Annotated in this window: 20 protein-coding genes and 1 tRNA gene; 13 read left to right on the plus strand and 8 right to left on the minus strand. The window is 39.2% G+C overall.

Going from position 1 to position 26,271, the window contains the following annotated elements; translation table 11 throughout:
• Window positions 1-48: 48 nt before the first annotated feature.
• The 3 genes from der to ABVM50_RS05910 all read left to right on the plus strand — a co-directional run bounded on the left by der (window position 49) and on the right by ABVM50_RS05910 (window position 4,514).
• Window positions 49-1,353: a ribosome biogenesis GTPase Der gene (gene der / locus ABVM50_RS05900; protein ID WP_141876729.1), complete on the plus strand. Its 1,305-nt coding sequence runs from the start codon at window positions 49-51 to the stop codon at window positions 1,351-1,353.
• A gap of 58 nt (window positions 1,354-1,411) precedes the next feature.
• Window positions 1,412-4,204: an outer membrane beta-barrel protein gene (locus ABVM50_RS05905; protein WP_405200378.1), complete on the plus strand. Its 2,793-nt coding sequence runs from the start codon at window positions 1,412-1,414 to the stop codon at window positions 4,202-4,204.
• A 160-nt stretch (window positions 4,205-4,364) separates the two neighbouring features.
• A complete protein-coding gene (locus ABVM50_RS05910) occupies window positions 4,365-4,514 on the plus strand; it encodes a hypothetical protein (RefSeq protein WP_405200379.1) in 150 nt (49 codons plus the stop codon).
• Between the two features lie 129 nt (window positions 4,515-4,643).
• Here ABVM50_RS05910 and ABVM50_RS05915 read toward each other — a convergent pair.
• Window positions 4,644-4,716, minus strand: a tRNA-Phe gene (locus ABVM50_RS05915).
• A gap of 104 nt (window positions 4,717-4,820) precedes the next feature.
• On the opposite strand from ABVM50_RS05915, the gene ABVM50_RS05920 reads away from it, so the two are divergent.
• The 6 genes from ABVM50_RS05920 to ABVM50_RS05945 all read left to right on the plus strand — a co-directional run bounded on the left by ABVM50_RS05920 (window position 4,821) and on the right by ABVM50_RS05945 (window position 12,444).
• Complete coding sequence (locus tag ABVM50_RS05920) at window positions 4,821-5,552, plus strand: type III pantothenate kinase (RefSeq protein ID WP_405200380.1); 732 nt, start codon at window positions 4,821-4,823, stop codon at window positions 5,550-5,552.
• Complete coding sequence (locus ABVM50_RS05925; RefSeq protein WP_295181003.1) at window positions 5,549-6,793, plus strand: OmpP1/FadL family transporter; 1,245 nt, start codon at window positions 5,549-5,551, stop codon at window positions 6,791-6,793. Before ABVM50_RS05920 ends, ABVM50_RS05925 begins: the two co-directional genes overlap by 4 nt.
• 18 nt (window positions 6,794-6,811) lie before the next feature.
• The gene (locus ABVM50_RS05930; protein ID WP_405200382.1) at window positions 6,812-8,179 is read left to right on the plus strand and encodes a hypothetical protein; all 1,368 of its coding nucleotides are present in this window, start codon (window positions 6,812-6,814) and stop codon (window positions 8,177-8,179) included.
• 1 nt (window position 8,180) lies between these two features.
• Window positions 8,181-8,753 carry an LPS export ABC transporter periplasmic protein LptC gene (lptC, locus tag ABVM50_RS05935; RefSeq protein ID WP_295181006.1) on the plus strand — a complete coding sequence of 191 codons (573 nt, stop codon included), beginning with the start codon at window positions 8,181-8,183 and terminating at the stop codon, window positions 8,751-8,753.
• 189 nt (window positions 8,754-8,942) lie between these two features.
• Entirely contained in the window at window positions 8,943-10,229 is a 1,287-nt protein-coding gene (locus ABVM50_RS05940; protein WP_405200383.1) for a hemolysin family protein, read from the plus strand.
• 94 nt (window positions 10,230-10,323) lie between these two features.
• Window positions 10,324-12,444 carry a peptidylprolyl isomerase gene (locus tag ABVM50_RS05945; protein WP_405200385.1) on the plus strand — a complete coding sequence of 707 codons (2,121 nt, stop codon included), beginning with the start codon at window positions 10,324-10,326 and terminating at the stop codon, window positions 12,442-12,444.
• Between the two features lie 52 nt (window positions 12,445-12,496).
• Here the strand turns inward: ABVM50_RS05945 and ABVM50_RS05950 are convergent, their stop codons facing one another.
• Both ABVM50_RS05950 and ABVM50_RS05955 read right to left on the minus strand, forming a co-directional pair.
• Window positions 12,497-13,420: a GYDIA family GHMP kinase gene (locus ABVM50_RS05950; protein ID WP_405200386.1), complete on the minus strand. Its 924-nt coding sequence runs from the start codon at window positions 13,418-13,420 to the stop codon at window positions 12,497-12,499.
• Window positions 13,420-14,736, minus strand: a complete 1,317-nt coding sequence (locus tag ABVM50_RS05955; protein ID WP_405200387.1) for a hydroxymethylglutaryl-CoA reductase, degradative — start codon at window positions 14,734-14,736, stop codon at window positions 13,420-13,422. The genes ABVM50_RS05950 and ABVM50_RS05955 overlap by 1 nt, the downstream gene beginning before the upstream one ends.
• Before the next feature lie 178 nt (window positions 14,737-14,914).
• Here ABVM50_RS05955 and ABVM50_RS05960 point away from each other — a divergent pair, with 178 nt between their 5' ends.
• The 4 genes from ABVM50_RS05960 to ABVM50_RS05975 all read left to right on the plus strand — a co-directional run bounded on the left by ABVM50_RS05960 (window position 14,915) and on the right by ABVM50_RS05975 (window position 21,424).
• Complete coding sequence (locus ABVM50_RS05960) at window positions 14,915-17,086, plus strand: S9 family peptidase (RefSeq protein WP_405200389.1); 2,172 nt, start codon at window positions 14,915-14,917, stop codon at window positions 17,084-17,086.
• 18 nt (window positions 17,087-17,104) lie between these two features.
• Window positions 17,105-19,006, plus strand: a complete 1,902-nt coding sequence (locus tag ABVM50_RS05965; protein WP_405200390.1) for a peptide MFS transporter — start codon at window positions 17,105-17,107, stop codon at window positions 19,004-19,006.
• A gap of 12 nt (window positions 19,007-19,018) precedes the next feature.
• Window positions 19,019-20,806, plus strand: a complete 1,788-nt coding sequence (locus ABVM50_RS05970; RefSeq protein ID WP_405200391.1) for a peptide MFS transporter — start codon at window positions 19,019-19,021, stop codon at window positions 20,804-20,806.
• Window positions 20,807-20,881: 75 nt separating this feature from the next.
• The gene (locus ABVM50_RS05975; protein ID WP_405200392.1) at window positions 20,882-21,424 is read left to right on the plus strand and encodes a thioredoxin family protein; all 543 of its coding nucleotides are present in this window, start codon (window positions 20,882-20,884) and stop codon (window positions 21,422-21,424) included.
• Window positions 21,425-21,431: 7 nt separating this feature from the next.
• Here ABVM50_RS05975 and ABVM50_RS05980 read toward each other — a convergent pair whose 3' ends face one another.
• The 5 genes from ABVM50_RS05980 to surE are packed head-to-tail and all read right to left on the minus strand — an operon-like array spanning window position 21,432 to window position 26,218.
• Window positions 21,432-23,456, minus strand: a complete 2,025-nt coding sequence (locus ABVM50_RS05980; RefSeq protein WP_405200394.1) for a ComEC/Rec2 family competence protein — start codon at window positions 23,454-23,456, stop codon at window positions 21,432-21,434.
• Window positions 23,457-23,491: 35 nt separating this feature from the next.
• Complete coding sequence (locus ABVM50_RS05985) at window positions 23,492-24,049, minus strand: C40 family peptidase (protein ID WP_405200395.1); 558 nt, start codon at window positions 24,047-24,049, stop codon at window positions 23,492-23,494.
• Between the two features lie 3 nt (window positions 24,050-24,052).
• On the minus strand, window positions 24,053-25,162 hold the full coding sequence (gene lpxB, locus ABVM50_RS05990) for a lipid-A-disaccharide synthase (RefSeq protein ID WP_405200396.1): 1,110 nt from the start codon (window positions 25,160-25,162) through the stop codon (window positions 24,053-24,055).
• A complete protein-coding gene (locus ABVM50_RS05995) occupies window positions 25,159-25,443 on the minus strand; it encodes a hypothetical protein (RefSeq protein WP_141876747.1) in 285 nt (94 codons plus the stop codon). Before ABVM50_RS05995 ends, lpxB begins: the two co-directional genes overlap by 4 nt.
• On the minus strand, window positions 25,436-26,218 hold the full coding sequence (surE, locus tag ABVM50_RS06000) for a 5'/3'-nucleotidase SurE (RefSeq protein WP_405200398.1): 783 nt from the start codon (window positions 26,216-26,218) through the stop codon (window positions 25,436-25,438). The genes ABVM50_RS05995 and surE overlap by 8 nt, the downstream gene beginning before the upstream one ends.
• Window positions 26,219-26,271: the final 53 nt, after the last annotated feature.

A 26,271-nucleotide genomic window follows, 5' to 3' on the forward strand; every position in this document is an offset into this window, starting at 1 on the left:
AATTAGCTTAAAATCATTAATTTTGCTTCCTGAAATCAATATCATATTATGGGCAATATTGTCGCCATTGTAGGGAGACCAAACGTTGGTAAATCTACTTTTTTTAACAGGCTTATACAGCGTAGAGAAGCCATCATCGATTCTGTTAGTGGTGTGACCAGGGACAGACATTATGGAAAATCTGACTGGAACGGTCATAAATTCTCCCTTATAGATACCGGTGGGTATGTGAAAGGTAGCGACGATGTTTTTGAAGCTGAAATCGATAAGCAAGTAGAACTTGCTATCGAAGAAGCAGATGCGATCATTTTTATCGTAGATGTGGAAACAGGAGTGACATCTATGGATGAAGAAGTAGCCAACCTACTTCGTAGAGTGGACAAGCCCGTTTTACTTGCAGTGAATAAAGTGGATAATAACAAACGTCTTGCAAACGCGGTAGAATTTTACTCGCTTGGTCTGGGTGATTATTTTCCAATTGCCAGTACAAACGGTAGTGGAACCGGAGATCTTCTGGATGCACTTGTAGAAGCTCTACCAGTAATTGAAGAAGAGGAAGATACAGAATTACCAAGATTTGCGGTCGTGGGCCGTCCAAATGCAGGGAAATCATCATTTATTAATTCCCTGATAGGGGAAGATCGTTATATCGTAACCGATATTGCCGGGACTACCCGTGACTCTATCGATACCAGGTATAACAGGTTTGGTTTTGAATTTAACCTTGTTGATACTGCAGGAATTCGTAGAAAATCAAAGGTCAAGGAAAATCTGGAATTCTATTCGGTAATGCGTTCTGTGCGTGCGATCGAGAACTGTGATGTTTGTCTTTTGGTGCTGGATGCAACCCGTGGGTTTGATGGTCAGGTTCAGAATATCTTCTGGCTGGCCCAGAGAAACTCTAAGGGAATTGTAATTCTGGTAAATAAGTGGGATCTTCTGGATAAGGAGACCAATACGCTTAAGGATTATGAAGCCATGATTCGTCGTGAGATTGAGCCATTTACAGATGTGCCGATCGTATTTATTTCTGTTTTGACCAAACAGCGAGTTTTCAAAGCAATTGAAACTGCTGTAAAAGTTTTTGAAAACAGAAGTAAAAAGATCAAGACCCGTTTACTTAATGATATCATGCTGGCGATCATTGAAAAGAATCCGCCACCAGCATATAAAGGGAAATACGTAAAGATCAAGTTCTGTACACAATTACCAACACCACATCCACAGTTTGCATTTTTCTGTAACCTGCCACAGTATGTGCGTGATCCATATAAACGTTTCTTAGAGAATAAGTTACGTCAGGAATTTGATTTTCAAGGGGTGCCTATCAGCATATTTTTTAGAAAAAAGTAAAAGAAAACTTAAACTTTTAACGTTGTAGGTAGTCTAAATCTCAAACCAATGTTCAGTAATGAGCATTGGTTTAAATTTTTATACTATCTATATGCGAAATTATTTCAGCTTGCTGCTGCTTTTAGTGAGTGCGCTAAGCTTTGCCCAGGAATTCGAAGTATCCGGAAAGATCGTTGATACAGAATCCAATCCTCTTGAATCTGCCACTGTTTATGTTGAAAAGATTGCTGATAGCAGTCTGGTCACCTACACGATTTCTGAAAAGGACGGGAGTTTCCTTCTGAAAGGAAATACCGAAAGTAAGGCTGTAAATCTTTACGTAAGCTACGCTGGTTTTAAACCTTACCGTAAGCAAATAGAAATTACAAAAACGCAGGATGTAGGCGCTATTTCTCTGGATATTCTGGATAATGCGCTGGACGAGGTTACTTTAACCGCTACAAGAGCACCTATTTCTGTTAAACAGGATACGCTGGAGTTCAATGCGAATTCTTTCAATACCAGGCAGGACGCCAATCTGGAAGAGCTCATGAAAAAGCTACCGGGAGTAGAAGTGGATAGCGATGGTAATATTACCGTGAACGGAAAGCCTGTTTCGAGAATCCTGGTAAACGGTAAGGAATTCTTCGGAAATGATCCTAAGATCGCTACGAAAAACCTTCCGAAGGAAATCATAGATAAGATCCAGGTAGTCGATACCAAAACAAGAAGTGAAGAATTTACCGGAAAGGCGGGAGATTCAGAAAATAAGACCATCAATATTGAACTGAAGGAGGACAAGAACAAAGGCTGGTTTTCACGGGCAACTGCCGGTGGTGGTACAGATGACCGATATGAGCTTAGTGGTATCGCCAATTATTTTAAAGATGACCTCAGGGTTAGTGTTCTTGCAAGTTCCAATAATATCAATAGTTCGGGATTTAGTTTTGATGAGGTTTTCGATATGATGGGTGGAAATGCCAGAAGTGTGCGGTTTAATAGTAATGGAAGTTTCAGTATTAATGGAACCGGTTTTGGTTCTAGTAATGGAATCACTAAATCTGAAACGGGCGGATTCAATTTTGTAAATGAATGGGCTAATGGGATGGAACTCACTACCGATTACTTCTATGGAGGATCAGATACAGAGACAAGAACCAGGATCGAACGGGAGAATATTCTGCCAGACTCGAGGTATTTTACTAATTCCACCAGCTCCAGTAATTTACTAAATGATAGTCATAGAGCGACACTTCGATACGAAGTAGAATTTGATACTCTTACCAGGCTTTCAATTGCTCCAAGATTCAATGCCAACATTGGTACTTCCTATCGCGATAGATTTGAAGAAAATCTTGATGAGGACATGCAACTTCAGAATACCACGCTTATAGATGAAACTGAAGATCTTACAAGTCTGGATTTTAGTAACGACATCAATTTTATTAAACGTTTTGGAAGCAGGGGTTCTTATCTTCAGTTGGATCTGGACCATGCGCACAGCAAACAGGAGAATGAGAACATTTACTTTTCTGAAAGTACATTCGTAAATAATCCTGAAAGTGATATCGTTCAGGATCAATTTATAGATCAGGAAGAAAATTCCAATTCTTTTAGTGTTGGAGCTTCGAAAAGAAGTGTGCTGGCAGATAAATTCTTTCTGGACATAAATTATGAGTTCGATACTCAAAAAAGCAGCAATACCAGAAGTGTTTTTGATGCCGTTGATGGTGAGTATACCAATTTCAATGAGCTGTTGAGTAATGATTTTGAATTCCGTAGTTTCAAACATACTCCAAACGCCGGTCTTAATTATGAAGGTGAGAAATGGCGCATTAGTTCTGAGGTTGGATTACTTAGTACAACTTTAAAAACCGAGAACTTTATGGAAGATATTCGCTTCGACAATACTTTTAATAATGTGTATGTGGATGCCGATCTTCGTTATTCTCCGGAAAGATCTAAAAGTATAAGTCTTGGTTATAGTACGAATGCCGATGTACCTTCAGTGAGACAATTACAGCCTGTGGTGGATAGAACAAATCCTACAAATATCATCATTGGTAATCCTGTGTTGGAACCAACCTTTAATCAGCGAGTGAACTTAAATTATAGAAACTTCGATTTTGCTTCACGAAGCGGAATCTTTGCATATGCCTATTTCAATTTTACAGATAACCAGGTGGCCGCAACCAGCAGCGTGGATAATTTTGTTAGAACTACAACCTATACCAATGTAGATGGAGTTATCAACGGAAATCTTGGAGCTTCTTACAGTAAAAGCTATAAGAAGGACGCTACAGAGTTTAGATATCGTATTGGAGCAAATGGAGGTTATAACAGGAATGTAGGCTTTATTAACGCTATACAGTATGAATCTGATCAATTTACGGTAACTCCTACTTTGAGGCTTACCTACGCTATCGATGAAGTTCTGGAGATCGAACCAGGTTACTCGGTAACCTTCAATGATATTCAGTATGATATTAATAGTGGAAGAGATCAGAATTATGTAAACCATAGTCTATCTCTTGAAACTACAACCTACTGGCCAAAGAACGTGGTTTTTGGAAATGATATTTCCTATAATAAATTTGGAAATGTTGCTCCGGGATTTGACAGTACGAGTCTATTGTGGAATATGAGTCTTGGATACCAGTTCCTTAAAGACAATGCAACTGTCAAAGTGAAAGTCTATGATCTATTGGATCAAAATGTGGATACAAGAAGACTGGTAGGAGACGATTATATTCAGGATGTGAATAACCTGGTGTTACAACGATATGCAATGCTAAGCTTTACTTATAAAATAAGTAGTTTTGGAGGTGGTAAGGCGCCATCCAGGAGAGGACGCAGAATGATACGTATGTAAATGGTAAAATATGGTAGGTTTTTTGGTACAGATTTCCAGAAAGCTTGTAGGAATAATCCGTTTAACGATTATACAATGACATAGCCGAAAAAATTATGATGAAACAACTTAAGTTGCTATATTATAGTAAGTTAAGTATAAATCATAAAATTACAGGCGTATGGAAATCTTTACTGAATTTATGGACAACTACAAGATGAGTATTCATGGCCTGAACATTATCGGAAAGATACTGGTCATGCTAACCCTGCTGTTTATTTTCGCCGCCATTGTAGGTGCGGTAGTAAACCTTGTAATTCACACTGTTTGATAATACTGTTTTCTGCGGAATCAGGTTATTATGCGAAAAGCCGGAATGCTAATTCCGGCTTTTTGTATTTTACATAGTTCAATTATATGCATAAAAAAACCCGATTCAGATGAATCGGGTTTTTAAAGGTGGTGCCTCCAGGAATCGAACCAGGGACACAAGGATTTTCAGTCCTTTGCTCTACCAACTGAGCTAAGGCACCAGTTGCTTTGTTAAGCGGTGGCAAATATAATTTCATTTTTAGGAACTGGCAAAGGAAATTTTAAAAAAATGCTTTTGTATTTTTGAAGTTGAACAAAATCAAGCATGAATTTAGTACTCGATGCAGGGAATACTTCAGTAAAAGCTGCTGTTTATCAAAACGATACACTTCAGAAAAAACTCGTATTTCCTAAAGAAATTTTCTTACAGGAATTAGAAAAAATTTTCAACGACTATCCGAAAATCACTCATTCGATACTTTCCGAAGTGACAAAAATTGACGAAAAGGTCATTTTTGAACTGGAAAAAGCTACAGACTTTCTTCAATTAAGACCGGATACATATATACCTTTTCAGAATGAGTATCATACTCCACATACACTGGGGCTGGATAGAATTGCATTGGTGGCTGCTGCCGTAGATCAATTTCCAAAGAGAAATGTGCTTATCATCGATGCTGGTACCTGTATTACATTTGATCTCAAAACGGCTAAGGAAATATACCTTGGTGGAGCAATTTCTCCAGGATTACAGATGAGATTTAAAAGTCTGCACAAGTTTACAGCAAATTTACCGTTAGTATCTGCGAAGCCGGATGTTGATCTTATAGGCAAAACGACCGAGAGCAGCATACAATCCGGAATTATTAACGGACTCAAAATGGAATTAAAAGGGGTTGTAGAAACCTATGCTTCTGAATTTGAAGATTTAACAGTAATATTTACAGGAGGGGACAGTCAACTTTTGTCTATACCAACTAAAAATAGCATATTTGCCAACTCAAATTTTTTGTTAGAAGGACTTAATTTCATTCTAGAATTTAACAAGACTCAATGATTAAACGATTTATAGTAATCGTAGCTTTATTTACAGGATTTATAGCTGAAGCTCAGGAAAATGTTTCTTCGCCTTATTCATATTACGGTATTGGTTTAACCAATTTCCAGGGAACTGTGGAAAACAGGTCTATGGGAGGTTTAAGCGTATTTATGGATAGTATCCACGTGAATTTGCAGAACCCTGCAAGTTATGGTCGATTAAAGCTTACAGATTTCACTATTGGTGCAAGTCACGACAGAGTGAAACTTGAAACTGATGGAGCCTCAGATAACTCAAAGATCTCATCTCTGGATTATTTAGCACTGGCTTTTCCAATAAGCGATAAGATCGGGATTGGTCTTGGAGTGATGCCGTATACTTCTGTAGGATACAGGATTCTGGATGTAGAAGATGATGCCTCAAGTTTACTTACAGGTAGAGGTGGTATGAACAGAGTTTTCCTTTCTGCCGGATATGCCGTGAATGAGCACTTAAGTCTGGGTGTTGATGCTGACTATAACTTCGGAAATTTCCAGAATACGCAAAGTATCAATACTGAAGGATTACAATACGGGACTAGTGATGTGAACAGATCAGACATCAAAGGTTTTACGTTTAACTTTGGAGCCAATTACCAGCGCCCAATTTCAGAAAAGTTGAATCTTCATGTTTCTACTACATACGCACCTGAAATGGATCTTGATTCTGAAAATTTCAGAACAATTTCTACTATAGATTTTGCGAGTGGTACGGGTAGAACGATAGATCAGCGAGAACTTGACCTTAGTGAAACCCAATTTACATTTCCTTCCAAATACAGTCTAGGAGCTGGAATTGGTCAAACGAACAAATGGTTTGTTGGAGCTGAGTATTCCAATGTAGGATCAAGTTCTTATCAGGATAGCTTTAGCTTCAGAAATGATGGTGGAGAGTATGAAGATGCGTCTCAATTTAGTCTGGGAGGTTTTTATGTGCCAGATTATAATTCCTTTACAAGTTACCTGGAGAGAGTGGTTTACCGTGCTGGATTCAGGTATGATGAGACCGGTCTAATTGTCAATGGTGAATCTATAAATGAGTTTGGCATGTCTTTTGGATTAGGATTACCGATTGGACAATTGTTCTCCAATGCAAACTTCGGAATCGAGCTTGGACAAAGAGGTACAAGAGATGCCGGACTAGTTCAGGAGAAGTTTTTAAGACTGTCTGTAGGACTTTCTTTAAACGACAAATGGTTCACGAAAAGAAAATTTGATTAACCACAATAAACTACAACGATGAAAAAGAATTTCTTAGCACTTTTGACAGTTGCCATGGTAGGAACTGGAGCTGTTAGTGCACAGGATTGTACAACTACCGCAGCTTTAGCTTATGATGCTGCTAAAGCTAAAAATTACGAAGCAGCTTATCCAAAACTTATGGAAGTTATGGAAGACTGTCCAAAATATAGTCTTGCAACTTACCAGTATCTGGAAAGAGCTATCGAATCAAAGATTGATAAAGCTGAAGAAGGAGATAAAGGCGAGTTAGTAAAGGAATTGATCAAAGTATGGGAAACCAGACTTGAATTATATCCAGAGAAAACGAAAGCTGGAAAAGTTTATTCAGATATCGCTCAGTTAAAGTATGATAACAAACTAGGCGATAAAGAAGAACTTTACATGGCTTACGATAAAGCCTGGGAAGAAGATGTAGAGAACTTTACCAGTCCTAAAGCTTTATATGCATATTTTGACCTTGTAGTAGATATGCAGGATGCAGGAGATAGAAACCTTCAGAATGTTTTCGATCAGTATGATAAAGTATACGCTAAGATCGAGAAAGAAGAGAACGATGCTGCTGAGGCATTGGCTCCGCTTCTTAAGAAACAGGAAGATGGCGAGGAGCTTACTACTAAGGAAGAAAAGAAGATCAAGAATGCAGAGATCAACCTGAAGAACTACAGTATGGTTAGAAATGCATTGAATGGTAAATTAGGTGCAAGAGCAGATTGTAGCAACCTTATTCCACTATACAAGAAAGATTTCGAAGAAAAGCAAGGTGATGTAAAATGGTTGCAAAATGCGAATGCTAGACTTTCTGCTAAAGATTGTACTGAAGATCCATTGTTCATCCAGGTTTCTGAAGCATTACATAAGTTAGAGCCTTCTGCAAAGTCTGCTTACTCTTTAGGTCAGTTAGCTGAATCTGAAGGTAACGCCTCTAAAGCTTTACAGTATTACAACCAGGCAGCAGAACTTGAAACTAATAAGTCTGATCAAGCGAAAATCTACTACAGAATTGCTGGTAACTATAAAGATAAAGGTCAGTATGGGCAGGCTAGAAACTTCTATAACAAAGCAGTAGCTGCAAAACCATCTTTAGGTAGTGCTTACTTACAGATCGCAAATATGTATGCGAAAAGTGCAAACAGTTGTGGTACAGATACGTTCACCAAAAGAGCCGTATACTGGTTAGCTGCAGACTATGCTTCGAGAGCAGCGAGAGTTGATCCATCGATCGCATCTAACGCAAATCAGGCAGCAGCTTCTTATAAAGGTCTTGCTCCACAGAAGTCTGATATCTTCCAGTCTAAATATAAGCCTGGACAATCAATCTCTTTTGGATGTTGGATTGGTGCATCGGTAAAAGTGCCGAATCTATAAGATGAAGCTAACATATAGCAATATAATTTCAGGCATTGTCACGCTCTTAGGCGTGACAATGCTTTTTTCATGTGAAGGTAATCTTCGCGAGGTACGTGCGTTTAGCATGGAAGAAGATGCACCGCAGGCAACAGCCGAGGGTATCAACTTAAAGTTTACAGATTCTGGTAGACTTGTTGCAACCTTAAAAAGTCCGCGCATGCTTGATTTCACGAATAAAAGCTTTCCTTACCGAGAATTTCCTGATGGAGTGGAAGTAGAGTTCTTTGATGAGAAGGACGAAAAAAATACCGTGGTGGCAGATTACGGAATCGTTTATGAGGATACGAAACTTATCGATCTTCAGGGAAATGTCGTTATAATCACTGCCGATAGTACTAAGCTGGAAGCTAGTCAGCTGTTCTGGGATCAGGACAGAAGCTGGGTGTTTACAGATAAACCAAACAAGATTAGATTCCCTGATGGATCATATACTGAAGATCTCGGTTTTGATTCTAATCAGGATTTCAGTAATTTTCGTTCTAGAACCAATACGGGAATTCAAATCGTAGAAGAAGAAAAAGAAGATGAGTAAGTTTTTCAAATATTTTGAATATGCATATCTGCTGTTCGCTGCATTCTTTCTTTTTGAAGCAGTGCGCATCTGGAATGATCAGCGTCAAAGGGCTTATGTATTCCTGTTCTTTGTGGCAATTGCAATATTCATGTTCTTCTTCAAACGGCGATTTAGGCGTCGCTACGAAGAGCGTAATAAGTAGCCTGAATGGAGGTTGAAATACTAATCATAGTTTGCTCTTTAATTCTTTCTGCGTTTTTCTCAGGAATGGAAATCGCTTATGTTTCCTCTAACAAGATCTTTATAGAGATAGAAAAGCGTCAGAATGATTTTCTGGCGACCGTTTTAAAACGTCTTACCAAGAAACCTTCTAAATTCATAGCAACCATGCTTGTTGGAAACAATATAGCCTTGGTGGTTTATGGTTTCTTTATGGGGGATCTTTTGATGTATTGGCTCAGCGGTCTCGATCCGCAAAACAGTATCATCAATTATATCGTAGTAGATCTCAGTCTGCTTACTCAAACTGTAATTTCGACCCTTGTAATTTTGCTGACTGCGGAATTTCTTCCGAAGGTATTTTTCCAGATCTACGCGAACAGCATGTTGAAATTATTTGCAGTACCTGCTTATATCTTCTATCTGTTATTCAGTTTTGTGTCCTCTTTTGTCATCTGGATCTCAGATATTATTCTGAAGAGATTTTTCAAAACCGATGGAGATGAAGTTCAATTAGCCTTCAGTAAAGTAGAGTTGGGCAACTTCATTAGCGAGCAAATGGAAACAGTTGAAGAGCATGAAGATGTAGATAGTGAAATACAGATCTTCCAGAATGCCCTTTCATTTTCAGATATTAAAGCCAGGGAAGTGATGATCCCAAGAACCGAGATCATAGCCGTGGACCAAAACCAGGCGCCGAGTGATCTTGTGCAAACCTTTACTGAAACCGGACTTTCGAAATTATTGGTTTATAATGATACCATAGATGATATTATTGGATATGTGCATTCGTTCGAATTATTCAAACGACCTCGTTCTATAAAATCCATATTACTTCCGGTGATCTTTGTGCCCGAAACCATGTGGATCAAAGATGTTCTGAATATTCTTATCAAAAAGAGAAAGAGTATCGCTGTGGTTATCGATGAATATGGTGGTACCAGTGGGATGATGACAGTGGAGGATATCGTAGAAGAGCTTTTCGGGGAGATTGAAGATGAGCATGATTCAGCAGTCCTGATTGAGGAGAAACTGGGTGACGATCATTACAAATTTTCAGCGAGGCTGGAAGTGGATTATTTAAATGAGAATTACAGAACCGAAATTCCAGAAGGTGAAAATTACGAGACCTTAAGCGGATTTATAGTAAATCATACCGAAGAAATTCCGCAGCAGGGAGAGGTTCTTAAGATCGAGGATTTCGAGATCAAAATCCTGGAAACTTCCAACACCAAAATCGAATTGGTTGAGCTGAAAATCAATCCGGAAGACTAAATATCGAAAGTTAAGAATTTGCTAATTTTAAATTTTATTATTAGCCTAAAAACCTTATTTTCGCCCCCTATATTTTGACAAATTTTATATTCAAATGGCAGTATTAAACAAAATCAGACAGCGGTCTGTTTTCTTGATTATTATCATTGCATTGGCTCTTTTCTCTTTTGTATTGGCCGATGTAATTAGAAATGGAGGCTTTAGTGGCCAGGATTCTCAAAATGTTATCGCTACCGTGAATGGTAATGAAGTGGATAGAGAGGAATTCGCCCGTGAAGTTGAGGCTTTCGAAAGAAATATGGGTAATAATATTAGTACTACTCAGGCTGTAAACCGTATCTGGGACCAGAAATTAAGACAGGTAATTCTTGAAGAAGAAGTTGAAAAGCTTGGACTAAGAGCTGGAGAAGATCAGGTTACTGAACTTGTGCGTACTCAAATGGCTGGAAATCCAAATTTCTCTAACGAAGCCGGAATGTTTGATGAAAACAGGTTGAGAGAATACGTTGCTAATTTGAAAGAAACTTCTCCGGAAGCTTATGCTCAATGGCAGCAGTTTACTTCCAATCTTGCACAAACTGCCAAGATGAATGCTTACTATAACATGGTAAGTGCTGGGGTTGGAGCTACTTTATTGGAAGGTGAGCAGGCTTATAAGATGCAGAACGATAATATCAATATGAAATTCGTTCAGATTCCATATTCTTCAATTCCAGATAGTGAAGTTGAAGTTTTGAAATCTGATATCAAGTCTTATATCGAGAATCATGCTTCTAAGTTCGAATCTGATGCTTCCAGAAGCATGCAGTATGTGATCTTTGAAGAAGCTGCTTCTAAAGGTGATGAATCTGAAGCTAAAGAAGCACTATCTAAACTAAGAAGTCAGAGAGTCGAATATAATGCTGCAGTTGGTGCTAATGATACACTTCCTGGTTTTGACAGTACAGATAACTATGCAGATTTTATAGCTAACAATTCAGATCTTCCTTACCAGAACATCTTTAGATTCAGAAATGACCTAAAAGGTGAAAATGCTGAGCAGATCTTTAATCTTAACGAAGGAGAATCTTTTGGTCCTTATAAAGAAAATGGATTCTGGAAACTTAGTAAAGTTGTTGAGACTAAGAATATTCCAGATTCAGTAAAAGCAAGTCATATTCTTATTAGCTACACAGGATCTCAATTAGGAGCTGCTGGTAATAGAAGTAAAGCTGAAGCTGAAGCTTTAGCTGATAGTCTTGCAGGAGTTGTAAGATCAGATTCAGAAAAATTCGCAGCCCTTGCTTCTGAATTTTCTGCTGATACTTCAAATAAAGAACAGGCTGGAGATCTTGGGTACTTTGTTCCTGGAATGATGATCCCAGCATTTGAAAACTATGTATTTGATAATAAAACCGGAGATGTAGGCGTTGTAGAAACACCTCTAGGATATCATGTTATCTCTATAGATGATCAAACTGAAGCTGCTAAAGCAGTTAAAGTTGCCACGATCGCAAGAGAGATCCAGGCTTCAGAAAAAACAATGAATGAACAGTTCAACGAGGTAACTAAGTTTGAGATCGCTTCTGCTGAAGGTGACTTTAGCAAAGTGGCAAAAGAAAGTAACTACGAAGTGCGTACGGTAAAAGATGTAAAAGCACTTGACGAGAATATTCCTGGTGCTGGTGCTCAAAGAAGAGTGATCCAGTGGGCATTTGAAGATGATGCTAAAGTTGGTGATGTAAGAAGATTTGACACGAACAACGGCTACGTAGTAGCGCAACTAACAGCTAAACAGGATAAAGGCTTAATGAGCGTTGAAGAAGCTTCGGCTGAAGTTACTCCAATTTTGGTTAAGCAAAAGAAGGCGGAACTTATTAAGGAGAGACTTAAAGGAAATTCGCTACAGGAAATTGCCGGAAATCAGGGTGTAAGTGTTCAAACTGCAGATGCGGTGAACCTTAACAATCCTACTTTGGCAGGAGCAGGTGAAGAGCCGGAAGTGGTTGGAACTGTTTTCTCTCTTGAAAAAGGAGAGATGAGCGAACCTATCGCTGGAGAAAAAGGTGTTTATATTGCTGAACTTGTAAGTAAGTTCGAAGCTCCAAAAATGGAATCTTATAAAGCTTTTGCTAATCAGGAAAGTGCTTCCCGAAGAGCTCAGGCAACTACAAGAGTATTTGAAGCTTTGAAGAAAAAAGCAGATATTCAGGATAACAGAGCTAAGTTCTACTAAGACCTAGCAATTGTACTTATAAAAAAATCCTCATCAAACGATGAGGATTTTTTTATTTGATCATTTCAGAATAGCTTAGAATATCATGATAGCCCTTATTTCTGAAGTAATTCTTTGATTCTTCATTTCCGGTGGCAAGTACGAAATCACCTCCCCAACCGCCAAGACTTTTTATGAGCCCGTCATAATCTGCAAATAATTGGTCCTGGATTCTGGGACTGTTGATAGCCTTTGAGATAAGGATTTCGTGAGCTTTCAGAAGCATTTTAAACTCCATTAAATGCTCACAATGCAATAATTGTTCGGTAATACCAGAGATCTTCTCAATAAGCTCGGATCTGTTCGACTGGCTTTGTTTGCGATAATGTGCTATGGCCTCGCGACTGTTCTGCTTGCGATTGAGGTAAACGAAGAATAGTTCCTCCTTAAATGGAGGATCAAAATCTACTGTAAAAACTGAAGCTTCTTCGTTTTTACGTTGAAAGCTTATGGGGTGGTCGTGACTTGCTGCAGCAATATCGTAACCACTGCCGCCAAAAGTTTCTGCCAGAAGTTTATAGGCGTCGACTTCAAGCCAGTTCGCGATATTATTAATAAGCGTGGAGGAAGTTCCAAGTCCCCATTTTCTATTGAAGTCCTGATAGGTCCTTATAGTATATCCAGACTTAAATTGCTCTGGTCTTAAAGAATAACAGTGTTTCAGGATCTGCTGTAAACGCTTAGCGATCTCTTGTTGCTCCGGGCTTTCCAGAGTGGATGCCTCGGTAAGGAACTGGCCTTTATTTATCTGAAAATCGGCTTTGAACCAGGTCTTATTATTTTCATCAAAACTTTCCCAGGAAATTACTGTAGATTCATTTGCTTCAAGCTCTAACGACTGACCCTTCTTAGTAGGTAAGGCTAAAGATTTAGCACCATCTAAAATAGCATATTCTCCGGTTAGCAATAATTTGCCGTTGCTGTGATACTTCTGCATTAGCTTCTTATTCTTTCAAGTTGTTCGATCACTCCACTATGTGTAATAGTATTCTTGGTGAAGTAAGTAATCATTTGTTGTTTTTCTTCTTCGGTAGCCTGTTGCTGGTTAAGGATATTCATAAGGTGCATTTTCATGTGTCCTTGCTGAATTCCGGTAGTAGTAAGTGATTTTACGGCAGCAAAATTCTGGGCTAATCCGGCAACGGCTGTAATTTTCATTAGCTCTTCCGCAGAAGGATCCTGTAACATATTTAGTGCAAGTTTGACTAAAGGATGCAGTGAAGTAAGGCCACCAACAGTTCCCAAAGCCAGTGGAATTTCCATCCAGAAATGGAATATATCATTTTCAACCTTAGCGTGAGTCAGGCTTGTGTATTGTCCATTTCGGGAAGCATAGGCATGAATTCCGGCTTCAACAGCACGAAAATCGTTTCCGGTAGCCAGTACAACTGCATCGATACCGTTCATAATTCCTTTGTTGTGGGTCACTGCCCTATATGGCTCGATTTCGGCAATTTTAATAGCTTGAGTAAACTTTTCGGCGAAATCTTTACCCTGTATCTCAGGATTGTCTGATAATTGATCTACCGGACAGGAAACTTCGGCCCGCACGATACATTCAGGAACATAATTTGAAAGAATGCTCATGACAATTTCCAGCTGTTTTTCTTCTTCTGAAAAATAATCGGTTGCTCTGGCCTGGTTGCGCAGTACTTCTGCAAATTTCTCCAAGCAGGAATTAATGAAATTCGCACCCATGGAATCACGCGTATCAAATTTCGCAAATAGCTGGTAGTAATTATCCAGGTCTGAAGTTTTATCAATTAACTCAAGATCAAGAATACCACCGCCACGTTTTTCCATATTTCTGGTAATTGGAGCTACTGCGTCGATCAATTTTTGACGGTTTTCTTCAAAAAACCGATGCAGATTTTCCTTCCTGCCCTTGAACATAAAATGAACCTGGCCAATTTTGGTCATATTCAGAACTTCAGCTTTAAAGCCTCCGCGTTCACCCCAGAATTTAGCCGCTTTGCTCGCGGCAGCAACTACCGAGCTTTCTTCAATCGCCATTGGTATGGCGTATAGCCGATCATTGATCTTGAAATTGGGTGCAATCCCAAACGGGAGATAATAGTTCGAGATCGTATTCTCTATAAATTCGTCATGTAGCTTTTGAAGACTTTCATCTGTATTCCAGTAGTTCTGGAGAACAGCTACGGCTTCAGGAGTATTTGAGAGATAGTTTTCAGCTAGCCAGTCGATCTTTTGTTGCTTACTGAGCTTGGAAAATCCGTTAACGGGTTTGATCATCTTAGTAGTTTTCAAGAGCACAAAGATACAAAGCTATATTAAGACCTGCACAAGGCGGTTTTTGATCTTTACGAAGGCTGGTCTCTTTAACACTTACTTAGTAATTTACAAGAATCGATAGTCATTTTTTGGTTAAATTTTAGTAAACTTGGCCTGCATTAAATATTCTACAAATTTTATGAAATTCCCCTATACTTTTGTTGCCTTTCTAATCATGGCGACTTCAGTGCTATCTGCACAAAAAAAGGAAGTTAGTCTTGAAGAGATCTGGAGTGGCAGCTTCCGTCAGGAAAGACTTCAATCCCTACAATCTTTGAATAATGGTGAGGAATATGTGGTGATGAATCGCGATCGCGAATCCGGTACGGTGAGCATCGATATCTACAGTTACAAAACTGGTAAAAAAACCCGCACACTTCTAAACAGTAAGGATCTTACCGAAATCGAAAGTTTTCAAAGTTTCAAATTCAGCGAAGACGAGAATAAAATTTTACTTTCTACTGAAATTGAGCCTATTTACAGGCGTTCTTCCAGAGAAGTTGTTCATATCTACGATGTAGCTTCTAAGAAACTTACCAAAGTGAGCGATGACAAAATTCAGGAGGCTTCTTTTTCTCCAGATAATTCCAAGCTTGCTTATGTTTTTAAAAACAACATTTATATTCTGGATCTAAAGTCTATGGAACGCACGCAGGTGACCATGGATGGGGAGATCAATAGTATCATTAACGGGATTACAGACTGGGTTTACGAAGAAGAATTTTCTTTTGTAAAAGCTTTTGCATGGAACCCAACCGGTGAAAAGATCGCTTACTTGAGATTTGATGAATCTGCAGTTCCGGAATTCTCTATGGATCTCTTCGGAAAAGACCTTTACCCAACACAACAGGTTTTTAAATATCCAAAGGCGGGTGAGTCTAATTCAGAAGTTAGTCTGCATATGTACGATGTAGAAGCGAACTCTTCCGAAGAAATTAAACTGGGAGATTATGCCGACTTCTATATACCACGAATAAAATGGTCTTCAGAAGATATGCTGCTAAGCGTTCAGGTTTTGAACAGGCACCAGAGTAAACTTGACCTTATTTTTGTAAATGCTGAAAATAATGAAGCTAATGTTGTCTTGAATGAAACTGACAAGGCGTATGTTGATATTACCGATAATCTAACGTTTCTTGAAGACAATAGTTTTATCTGGACCAGCGAAAAAGATGGCTGGAATCATATTTACCACTATGCTGAAGATGGAAAGTTGATCAACCAGATTACTTCAGGTCAATGGGAAGTGACCAACTATTACGGCTATGATAAAAAAGCTAAACGCATCTATTTTCAAAGTACTGAAAATGGAAGTGTGAATCGTGATGTATATGCTATTAAGCCAAACGGTAAATCTAAAACCAGACTTACAGAGAAAGATGGTACGAATTCTGCCGATTTCAGTGCAGATTACACCTATTTTATCAACACATTTACGAATGTAAATACTCCGCCAGTTTATACCTTGCACAGGGCAAAGGATGGTAAGCAGGTGCGTGAGATCCTTAATAACAACGAGCTTCTAAAAAATAATGAAGCTTATCAATTTTCACCAAAAGAACTTTCCAGTATTGAAATAAACGGCAACGAACTCAATATGTGGACGATCAAACCGGCGAACTTTGATGAAAATAAGGAATACCCGGTATTGATGTTTCAGTATTCAGGTCCCGGATCACAGTCGGTTTCCAATGCATATTTTGGAAGTAATGATTATTGGTATCAATTACTGGCGAACAAAGGTTATATGATCGTTTGTATCGATGGTAGAGGAACCGGTTTTAAAGGAGCCGACTTCAAAAAAGTGACTTACCAGGAACTAGGGAAATTTGAAGTAGAGGATCAAATCGCAGCAGCCAGACAATTAGCTGAAAAAAGTTATGTGGATGCAGATCGTATTGGAATCTGGGGTTGGTCTTATGGTGGTTTTATGTCTTCCAATGCCATCTTGAAAGGAAACGATGTTTTCTCTATGGCGATCGCTGTGGCTCCGGTTACAAGCTGGAGATTCTACGATACTGTTTATACTGAAAGATATATGCGTACTCCGCAGGAAAATGCGTCTGGATATGATGAGAATTCCCCGCTAAGTCATGCAGATAAGCTTGAAGGTGACTACCTGCTAATTCACGGTGGTGGAGATGACAATGTACATGTGCAAAATACGATGCGCATGGTGGAAGAACTGGTGCAGGCAAATAAACAATTTGATTGGGCTATCTACCCAGATAGAAATCATGGAATTTACGGTGGAAACACCAGGCTTCATCTTTACCAGATGATGACAGACTTTATACTCGAAAAACTTTAATCTAATACTCTCATATTAATGGCAACTCAAGACGTACGCGCTAATCAAAAAGAATTATTTGGACACCCGGTTGGTCTCTATATTTTATTTTTCACTGAAATGTGGGAGCGTTTTTCCTATTATGGAATGCGTGCAATTCTGGTACTTTATCTTGTAAGTGCCACTACAGGAGGAAATGCAGGTTTAGGCTGGACAGGTGGAGAAGCGATCGCGCTTTATGGCTGGTATACCATGCTGGTATATGTGGCATCCATTCCCGGAGGTATCATCGCAGATAAGCTATTAGGGCAGAAGAAAACTGTGCTGGTTGGAGGTATTGTGCTGGTTGTAGGACATGGTATTCTTGCAGTGGAAGAAATGTGGGCTTTTTACTCAGGTCTTGCTTTGATCATCGCCGGAGTAGGAATGCTTAAACCGAATATTTCTACTATGGTTGGTGGACTTTATAAGGAAGGTGATATTAGAAGAGATAAAGGATTTACTATATTCTATATCGGGATCAACCTTGGAGCTTTTCTTTCCAGTTTGATCGTAGGATATGTTGGAGAAGAAATAGGATGGCACTGGGGATTCGGTCTTGCGGGAATCGCGATGGCTTTAGGTCTTCTGGTTTATCTATGGGGACAGAAATATCTGGTAAATGTTGGTAACCTTCTTTCAAAAGCAGAGCGTAGTGAAGGTGCTTCTCTTGGGAACATGTTCAGTAAATTACTGAAATCGCCGTTACAACTGGGAATTACAGCTGTATTAATGGCTGGATCTGTTTACTACCTGATCTTTGAATCCTTGCCTTATGGTTTACTTTATATCTTCCTTACCCTGGTTACAGCCTTAATGCTAATGGTTTACAAAGACCTTACTACCCAAATAATGAAAGACCGTTACGTTGTAATGATCTTATCATTTCTTTTAGTAGTTGTATTCTGGGGTGCTTTCGAGCAGGCCGGTGGACTAATGAATATTTACGCGCTGGATAAAACTGATAGATCGATCCCATTCGATTTACCTTTAATTGGTAGCGAAGTTCCTGCGACATGGTTCCAGTCATTGAATGCAATGTTTATTATCATATTTGGTGTGGTCATTGCAAACTTCTGGGCTAAGAGAAAACTTAAAAACAAAGAGGCTTCGTCTATTTTTAAAATGGCGACCGGTGTGATTATTATGGGTCTTGGATTCATCTTTATGGCGATGGCTGCGAAAAGCTATACTCCTTACGATGAAAAGGCGGCAATGTACTGGTTGGTTCTTGCTTATTTACTGCATACTATCGGGGAGCTTTGTTCTTCACCAGTAGCGCTTTCATTCATTACTAAACTTGCTCCGGTCAAATATGCATCTCTTATGATGGGTGTTTATTTTGCAGCGACAGGTCTCGGTAACAAAGTTGCCGGTGTAATTGGAGAATTTTCCCAGGGAGAGCCAATGGTAGTCAATCTTAATGCTACCGGTTCAGAAATGACCCAGAACCTTCAAATCAACGATTCTGTAGTGGATAAACAACAGGATTTCAGACTTGCAGGAAATGTTTATGAAGAAAATGGGGAATTGAAACTTACCACGCTGGAAGGGAATGAGCCAATGCTTGATTTCATTCAGTTTAAGGATAGTGAGAGAAGCAACGAAGTAGTTGAAACTTTACAGGAGGAAAAAGTTACTGCTGAAGATCCTTACCATGTATTGATAGATTTTAAACAAGGTGATGAGAAAAAAGGATGGAGTGGAAACTTCATAGTGGAAGAAATTCAAACTGATATGGAATACAAGACATTCTGGGGAATTACCATCTTTACGGCGATCTTCGGTATACTTGTGATTCTATTGTTGAAGCCTTTAAAGAGACTTACTCATGGAGTTGAGGATAATGAAGCAGAGCTACCACAGCAGGAGAATTTTGAACTTGGTGATACGCAGTCTTAATATCATTTAAATATGACAGCCAACGGAGAAGTTAATGTAGAAAATGACTTTTTTAAAAGTAAAGTTTTAGGCCATCCTGCAGGACTTTTTGTCCTCTTCTTTACCGAAATGTGGGAACGCTTTTCGTTCTACGGAATGCGGGTGCTTTTGGTGAATTTCCTAACCATGGCTATCGTAGGAGTAGATAACCCAGGTTGGGGATGGACTGCAGAAAATGCCGGAGCTCTCTTCGGAACTTATGCAGGACTCCTATATTTAACTCCAATTCTGGGCGGACTCATCGCAGATAAATTTACTGGATACCGCTGGGCAGTGATCATAGGTGCTGCAATAATGACCCTGGGTCATGCATCCATGGCGTTGGAAACTGAAACTTCCCTTTACCTGGGACTTGGTTTATTGGTGATTGGAACTGGTTTCTTTAAACCGAATATCACCTCTATCATTTCTGAAATGTATGAAGGCAAAACTGATAAAAAAGATGGTGCATACACTATCTTTTATATGGGTGTAAATGCGGGCGCATTTTTTGGAATGATGCTTTGCGGATATCTAGCTGAAAAAATTGGCTGGAGCTGGGGATTTGGCCTTGCCGGAATCTTTATGCTTCTAGGAACTTTACAATTCTGGCTGGCAAAACCTCTATTTGGGAAAATAGGTGGAGTGCCAGACAAAGAATTGGAAGCAAAGCACCTTAAAGAAGAGGAAAGTAAAGGTGTTATTCACAAGCCTAATCCTTTTACTTTACTCGATAAAATTCTGGTATTCGCATCTGCCACTATTGGATTGCTCTATCTTATTAACGATCCGGTTTCCAGGATCGGTGATCTGAACTTACTCCCAGTTGTGATGCCTTTTGATCTTGGAGGTGAGCCATTTTCAGGACCAATTGGAATGGCATTGATCGGTCTCGCATTATTTCTGGTGCTGGTTATTTCCAGAATCTCTCGCTATGCGCCTATAGTTAGAGACAGATTAATCGCAGTGATCATTTTTGCTGTGTTTACAGTGTTTTTCTTCCTGGCATTTGAACAGGGAGCTTCATCACTTATCATTTTTGCAAGAGATAATGTGGACAGGGTACTTACTGGAAATTCAGCGATGATCTTTAATGTCATGAATGCACTGCTTACGGTAGTTCCGCTGGCAATCATTACCTGGGTACTTTATCTTTTATGGAAACAGACTTTTTCAAAAATACCTGGTTCAAATATAATCCTGGGAATATGCTTTGCGGGGATCTGGGCTCTGGTGATCTGGATGTTGGTGCGTGAATTTTCAGCAGCAACGACCGAGATCACTGTGTCATGGTTTAGCATTTTGAACTCCTTCTTTATTATAGTATTTGCCTCTTTCTTCTCGAAATGGTGGGAGAGTAAATACAATCCCTCTGCTGCTTACAAATACTGCTTTGGGCTTGTGCTTCTTGGACTCGGATTTGGACTACTGGCTCTCGGGTCAAGCGGACTAGCAGAAGGAGCAAAAGTGAGCATGATCTGGCTTATTCTGGCCTACTTGTTACATACCCTTGGTGAATTATGTTTATCGCCACTTGGATTATCTTATGTAAGTAAACTGGTGCCAGCAAGAATGATCGCCTTTATGTTTGGAATGTGGTACCTGGCGATAGCCATTGGAAACAAACTTGCCGGTTCACTTGGAGGTATGATCGAATCTGTTACAGAACAGTATGACCTTTCTACCTTTTTCCTCATATTCACCATAGTTCCTATCGCCGGTGGATTGCTGGTAGCATTACTAAATCCATTGCTGAAGAAATTAATGCACGGAATCAAATAATGAAAGCTTTATCAAAGCGTTTCTATTAGCTTAGGAACGCTTTTTGCTTTTAGCTAAATTCATTAATTTTAGCTTATGAAAAAACTAATATTCTTTCTAACATTTATATCGGCTATTTCGGCGGTACAGGCCCAGGAGATTAACTGGATGAGCATGAACGAAGCTTTGGAAGCTCAAAAGAAGGAGCCAAGAAAGATTTTTGTTGATGCCTACACTACCTGGTGTGGTCCATGTAAACTTCTGGATAAAAATACTTTTGGTAATAAGGATGTAGCCAGCTATATCAACAAGCACTATTATGCCGTAAAGTTTAATGCTGAAGGTAATGAGGTGGTAAAATACAACGACAAGGTATTCAAGAATCCAAATTATCAGGCTAACAAAAAAGGAAGAAATTCTGTACATGAATTTGCTCTGGCAATGGGAGTAAATGCTTACCCAACGATGGTTTTCTTCGATGAAAAAGGCAAGTTTCTTTCTCCTCTTAAAGGGTATCTTACTCCTCAAAAACTGGAGATCTTTTTGAAGGTTTTTGCTTCCAATGATTACAAAAATGTAACTACAGAGGAAGACTGGAAAGCTTACCAGGAGAACTTCGAAAGTAAATTCTCTGGTTAGAAATAGATTACCTCATCATATAGGCTCCCTTTTCAGCAGTGGCATGGAAAGGGATTTTTTTATTACTGGCAGTCGCTTTCCATTTCTTGATCAAATATGGATAATTACTACCATCGGCTATGATCTGCTTCGGTTGAGCATTTATTAATAACCTATCAAAATTTACCTTTGGAGAATTCCGAAGTAAAAGAATATCAGGATGGATTTCAAGTTCTGGCAGATTGATACTATCGCTTTGTATATAAAGCAGACCTTCCGGAGTCATATAAAAATCCTCTAAACTGGTTTTTTCCAGCTCTTCTATTTTCCTTTCCCGTATATAATCAATTGGTTCGGCTGCTTCGGAAGTGCTTGTAGCCACTATTACATTCTTGTTATCCTTAAAAGTGATCATACTTTCCTTGTAGCGATGCATAACCACAATTTCAGCTGAAGGATTCGAAAACTTATTAGCAATAAAACTAAGCTGAAGTATAATTAATCCTATGGCAAAGGCGATCAGGTTTCTATAGTTTAATTTCTGCCAAAGCATCATCATCCCAGCTAGAATCAAATAAAAGGCGATTGTTTGGAAAATGCTCAAATTAATATTGGAAAAAACGAATGGTTTGATAGAAGCAATTTCGGTTACTACCCAATTCATGATAGACAGCAGTTTGTTGAAAAGCCACACCAACAAATCTGGTAACCAGCCAACATATGCCAGTATCAATACGAGAATTCCTGAGAAAAGCAGAACGCCCAGAAAAGGTAAAATGAATAGGTTGGTGAGCAGAAATAGTCCGGGAAACTGATGGAAATAATAGATGCTAAGCGGCAGAACACCTATTTGTGCAGCAATACTAACCGAACTTAGTTTCCAGAAATAATCGAGGAACTTATGATCGATACTTATTAGTCCATAAAGTTTTGGTTGGATCAATAAAATACTGAATACCGCGAGATAACTCAGCTGAAAGCCTACCTGCAGAATATAATAAGGGTCGATGAGTAACAGGAAAAAGAATGATAAGGAAAGGCTATTAAAAGCTCCTGTTTTCCTCTTCAGGTTAAGACCAATTGCAAGGAAGCTAAACATGGTTACTGCTCTTACAACCGATGGTTGCAGCCCTGTAAGCACCGCGAAACTCCATAGTAAAACAATGCAAAGCAATAAACTTAACCATTTACCCGCTTTAAATCTTTTTAGAGGTTTCAATAGCCAGTTAAGCATCAATAGAAGGATACCAATATGAAGTCCGCTAATTGCGAGAATATGCACAGCGCCCGCAGAAGCGTAATCCTTGTAAAGTTTGTCATTCAAATCGCTGCGTTGACCAAGAATTAATGCCTGGAAAACTGCAAGTTCATCTTGCGAAAAATTATATTTTCGGACATTGTCGATCAGGTTAGTGCGTAAAGACCTGGAATAACTGTGTAAACTCTTATTAAAGGAAAGAACTTCAACTTGTGTGGGAGTTATTTGCAATTGGCGGTGAATCTTCAAACCTTCCAGATAATCCCGGTAACTAAACATAAATGGATTTGCTGGTGCTTTGACAAGCTCGGTCGTAAAGGGGAGTAACAAAATATCTCCGGGCTTTAAGCTCTTAGGCTCACCGATGTTCTTCTTGATGCTGAGCAGGATCTTTCCGGAAAGTTGTTCAGATTTTTCTTTATTCTGAAGAGATCTGGCTTCAACAATGTATCTGGAATTATACTGGTTCGGTTTCAATTCTTCCGAAACTTCAGCTTTCAAAATTTGACCTGCTTCAATCTCAAAATTGGTATAATGTGAATTTATATTTTCCGGTTGCCTAAGCTGAACAGCAGTAAATCCTAGACTTGCTACTAATAAAAAGGTGACTATTCCGAAGAAGACATCTGGAAAGATTAATTTCGAGCTTCTGTAATACGCGATGAAAAAGAGTAGGAGGCAGCTCGTAGTTATCACTAAGCTCAAACGCAGATCTGCAGTAAAAGAGAAGCCCACCAGTATGCCTGCTAGCAGATACAGGCTAAGCCTGATAAAAACGAATTCGGAACTTTTCAAGCAATGGAATTAATCGCCCGAAAGTAAGTAATTTTTTAAATCACGCGACGGGCCATCACAAAATTATCTTTCCAGTAAGTTTCTGATAATGAAGAGATAATCACGCCCCTTGAAGTAGAAGAATGTATGAAATAAATGTTGTCTCGGTCGGTTTGCACAACCAAACCAACATGATTTATGACCTTTCTGTTCTTATTAGTTTCAAAAAAAAGCAGGTCACCCGTACTAACTTCCTTTAAATACAATCTTTTTCCTTGCAGAGACATTGCCCGGGAAGTTCTGGGTAGCGATAAGCCTTCTTCCAGAAAGCTCACATAGACCAGACCTGAACAGTCCATCCCTTTCTTGGTGGTGCCCCCAAATTTATACCTGGTGCCTTCAAAACCTTTGGCATGTTTTACGATCTTCTCAGCCACTCTAACATCAGCTTTTGGCTCAACAGCATCTTCCAGCCTTTCCAGCTTCTTTTCGCTTCTTGAAACCCTGGATTGTGCTTCTTTAGAGGTGATCACCCTTGATCTGCTTCCGCAGGAGCTAAGGGTAGCAATCAACATACAGGCAATCATTAATTTTAGAAGTATCGCTGTCTTCATAAATTATAAATTTTCCATGATGAGTTTCGCTGTATTTTTACTGGCACCTGCTCCACCAAGCTTTAATTCAAGTTCGTGGTACTCACTAAAAATCTCTTCACGTTTTTCATCCTGAAGTATCTTGGTAAGTTCTTTTTTCAAATTTTCAGTATTGAGTTCATTTTGAATTAACTCTTTCACAACCTCGCGATCCATGATCAAATTGACTAATGAGATATAATCCAGGTTAATGATACGTTTGGCTATATGATATGAGATATAACTCCCTTTGTAGCATACTACTTCGGGAACCTTGAAGAGTGCGGTTTCCAGGGTTGCAGTTCCAGATGTCACTAAAGCTGCATGCGCAAGACTCAGCACATCGTAAGTTTTATTCATGATAAGACTCACATTTTTTCTGCTGGTGAATTCCTGGTAAAATTCACTATCCTGGCTGGGTGCTCCTGCGATCACAAATTGATATTCTTGAAAATGATCTGTAACGCTAAGCATGATACTCAGCATCTTTTCAATTTCCTGTTTTCTGCTTCCGGGTAATAGCGCAATAATAGGCTTGTTACCTAAATTATGTTCTTTTCTGAATTCTTCTGGTTGAGGAGGTTGTCTGTCCTGTATGGCATCCAACAGTGGGTGACCTACAAATTCTACCGGGAAGTCATGTTTCTCCTCGTAAAATTGTTTTTCAAAAGGCAGAATTACATACATATGATCAACGTCTCTTTTGATCTTTTTAATTCGGTTTTCTTTCCATGCCCAGATTTGTGGAGAAATATAATAGTGGTTCTGATACCCTTGCTTCTTCGCCCATTCGGCAATACGCATGTTAAATCCCGGGTAATCGATATAAAGGATCACATCGGGTTCATAATTTTTAATATCTTCTTTGCATAATTTGATATTACTGAAGATGGTACGCAGGTTCATAATGACTTCAGCAAAACCCATAAAGGCCAGTTCGCGATAATGTTTTACCATTTTGCCACCCTGAGCCTGCATGAGATCACCACCCCAGAATCTGAAATCTGCCTCAGGATCTTCATTCTTCAGAGCTTTCATTAAATTCGAGGCGTGCAGGTCTCCGGAAGCTTCTCCGGCTATTATATAATACTTCATAACACGAATTTGTAAATCGCTACAGCGACTGCTACAGTGATAGTTGCTAACAGTACTCCGCGTGCATGATAATTCTGCTTCTTCCTTAGAAATATATAAAATGGAAGGAAATTGAGAATAGCACCTAAAGCAATGACCTTTCCAAGATAATCGTTGGCCACAGCATCGGCTAGCGTAGCATCAATCCCGGCATTGGAGAATAATCCTGTATATACCAGCACACCGGCAATGTTGGCAGCCAGCCCGGTGATAAAGCCTGTTAGAATATTCTGTTTAATCATTAAACTCCCAGTTATTCAATTCTTTTAGAAAATGGTGCGCAGTAAGATCGAACTGTACAGGAACTATGGAAACATAGCCATCTGCCAGCGCCTGTTCATCTGTATCTTTACCTTCATCTTTGTTTACAAAGGTTCCGGTTAGCCAGTAATAATCGCGGCCTTGCGGACTCCTTCTTTTATCGAACTCCTCTTCCCAGTGTGCATTTGCCTGTCTACAAACCCTCATGCCTTTAATTTCTCCAGATTCAAGTTTGGGAATATTCACATTGAGAACCACTCCTTCTGGAAGACCATTTTTGAGTGTATTTCTAACAATCGCTTTTACATATTTCCTGGCAGGCTCAAAGTCGGCGTTTAGCGAATAATCCAATAGTGAAAAGCCAATTGCCGGGATTCCTTCAATTCCAGCTTCTACAGCAGCACTCATCGTACCTGAGTAAATTACATTGATAGAGCTATTGGAGCCATGATTGATACCGCTTACGCAAAGATCTGGCTTGCGGTCAAGAATCTCCTGTGTTGCGATCTTCACGCAGTCTGCCGGGGTTCCCGAGCAGCTGTATTCTTTATGTTTGTAAGACTCTTTGATAGTGACCTGTTCGCAAAATAAGGTGTCGCTAATTGTAATGGCGTGACCCATGCCACTTTGAGGGCTATCTGGAGCGACCACCACTACGTCACCAATTTCCTTCATTACTTCGATAAGAGTTCGAATTCCGGGAGCGGTGATTCCATCGTCATTAGTAACCAGAATCAGTGGTTTCTTCTTGTTCATGCAGTTTTATTTGGTTTAGCTAAAATAAGAATTTAAATAAGGAAACGTTATAT

It is taken from the genome of Christiangramia sp. LLG6405-1, assembly GCF_045055805.1.
Taxonomy (GTDB): domain Bacteria; phylum Bacteroidota; class Bacteroidia; order Flavobacteriales; family Flavobacteriaceae; genus Christiangramia.

Bases quoted from the DNA above. Each gene is read 5' to 3' on its own strand.
- der (WP_141876729.1), top strand. From the start codon at position 49: ATGGGCAATATTGTCGCCATTGTAGGGAGACCAAACGTTGGTAAATCT.
- ABVM50_RS05905 (WP_405200378.1), top strand. From the start codon at position 1,412: ATGAGCATTGGTTTAAATTTTTATACTATCTATATGCGAAATTATTTC.
- ABVM50_RS05910 (WP_405200379.1), top strand. From the start codon at position 4,365: ATGGAAATCTTTACTGAATTTATGGACAACTACAAGATGAGTATTCAT.
- ABVM50_RS05920 (WP_405200380.1), top strand. From the start codon at position 4,821: ATGAATTTAGTACTCGATGCAGGGAATACTTCAGTAAAAGCTGCTGTT.
- ABVM50_RS05925 (WP_295181003.1), top strand. From the start codon at position 5,549: ATGATTAAACGATTTATAGTAATCGTAGCTTTATTTACAGGATTTATA.
- ABVM50_RS05930 (WP_405200382.1), top strand. From the start codon at position 6,812: ATGAAAAAGAATTTCTTAGCACTTTTGACAGTTGCCATGGTAGGAACT.
- lptC (WP_295181006.1), top strand. From the start codon at position 8,181: ATGAAGCTAACATATAGCAATATAATTTCAGGCATTGTCACGCTCTTA.
- ABVM50_RS05940 (WP_405200383.1), top strand. From the start codon at position 8,943: ATGGAGGTTGAAATACTAATCATAGTTTGCTCTTTAATTCTTTCTGCG.
- ABVM50_RS05945 (WP_405200385.1), top strand. From the start codon at position 10,324: ATGGCAGTATTAAACAAAATCAGACAGCGGTCTGTTTTCTTGATTATT.
- ABVM50_RS05950 (WP_405200386.1), bottom strand. From the start codon at position 13,420: ATGCAGAAGTATCACAGCAACGGCAAATTATTGCTAACCGGAGAATAT.
- ABVM50_RS05955 (WP_405200387.1), bottom strand. From the start codon at position 14,736: ATGATCAAACCCGTTAACGGATTTTCCAAGCTCAGTAAGCAACAAAAG.
- ABVM50_RS05960 (WP_405200389.1), top strand. From the start codon at position 14,915: ATGAAATTCCCCTATACTTTTGTTGCCTTTCTAATCATGGCGACTTCA.
- ABVM50_RS05965 (WP_405200390.1), top strand. From the start codon at position 17,105: ATGGCAACTCAAGACGTACGCGCTAATCAAAAAGAATTATTTGGACAC.
- ABVM50_RS05970 (WP_405200391.1), top strand. From the start codon at position 19,019: ATGACAGCCAACGGAGAAGTTAATGTAGAAAATGACTTTTTTAAAAGT.
- ABVM50_RS05975 (WP_405200392.1), top strand. From the start codon at position 20,882: ATGAAAAAACTAATATTCTTTCTAACATTTATATCGGCTATTTCGGCG.
- ABVM50_RS05985 (WP_405200395.1), bottom strand. From the start codon at position 24,049: ATGAAGACAGCGATACTTCTAAAATTAATGATTGCCTGTATGTTGATT.
- lpxB (WP_405200396.1), bottom strand. From the start codon at position 25,162: ATGAAGTATTATATAATAGCCGGAGAAGCTTCCGGAGACCTGCACGCC.
- ABVM50_RS05995 (WP_141876747.1), bottom strand. From the start codon at position 25,443: ATGATTAAACAGAATATTCTAACAGGCTTTATCACCGGGCTGGCTGCC.
- surE (WP_405200398.1), bottom strand. From the start codon at position 26,218: ATGAACAAGAAGAAACCACTGATTCTGGTTACTAATGACGATGGAATC.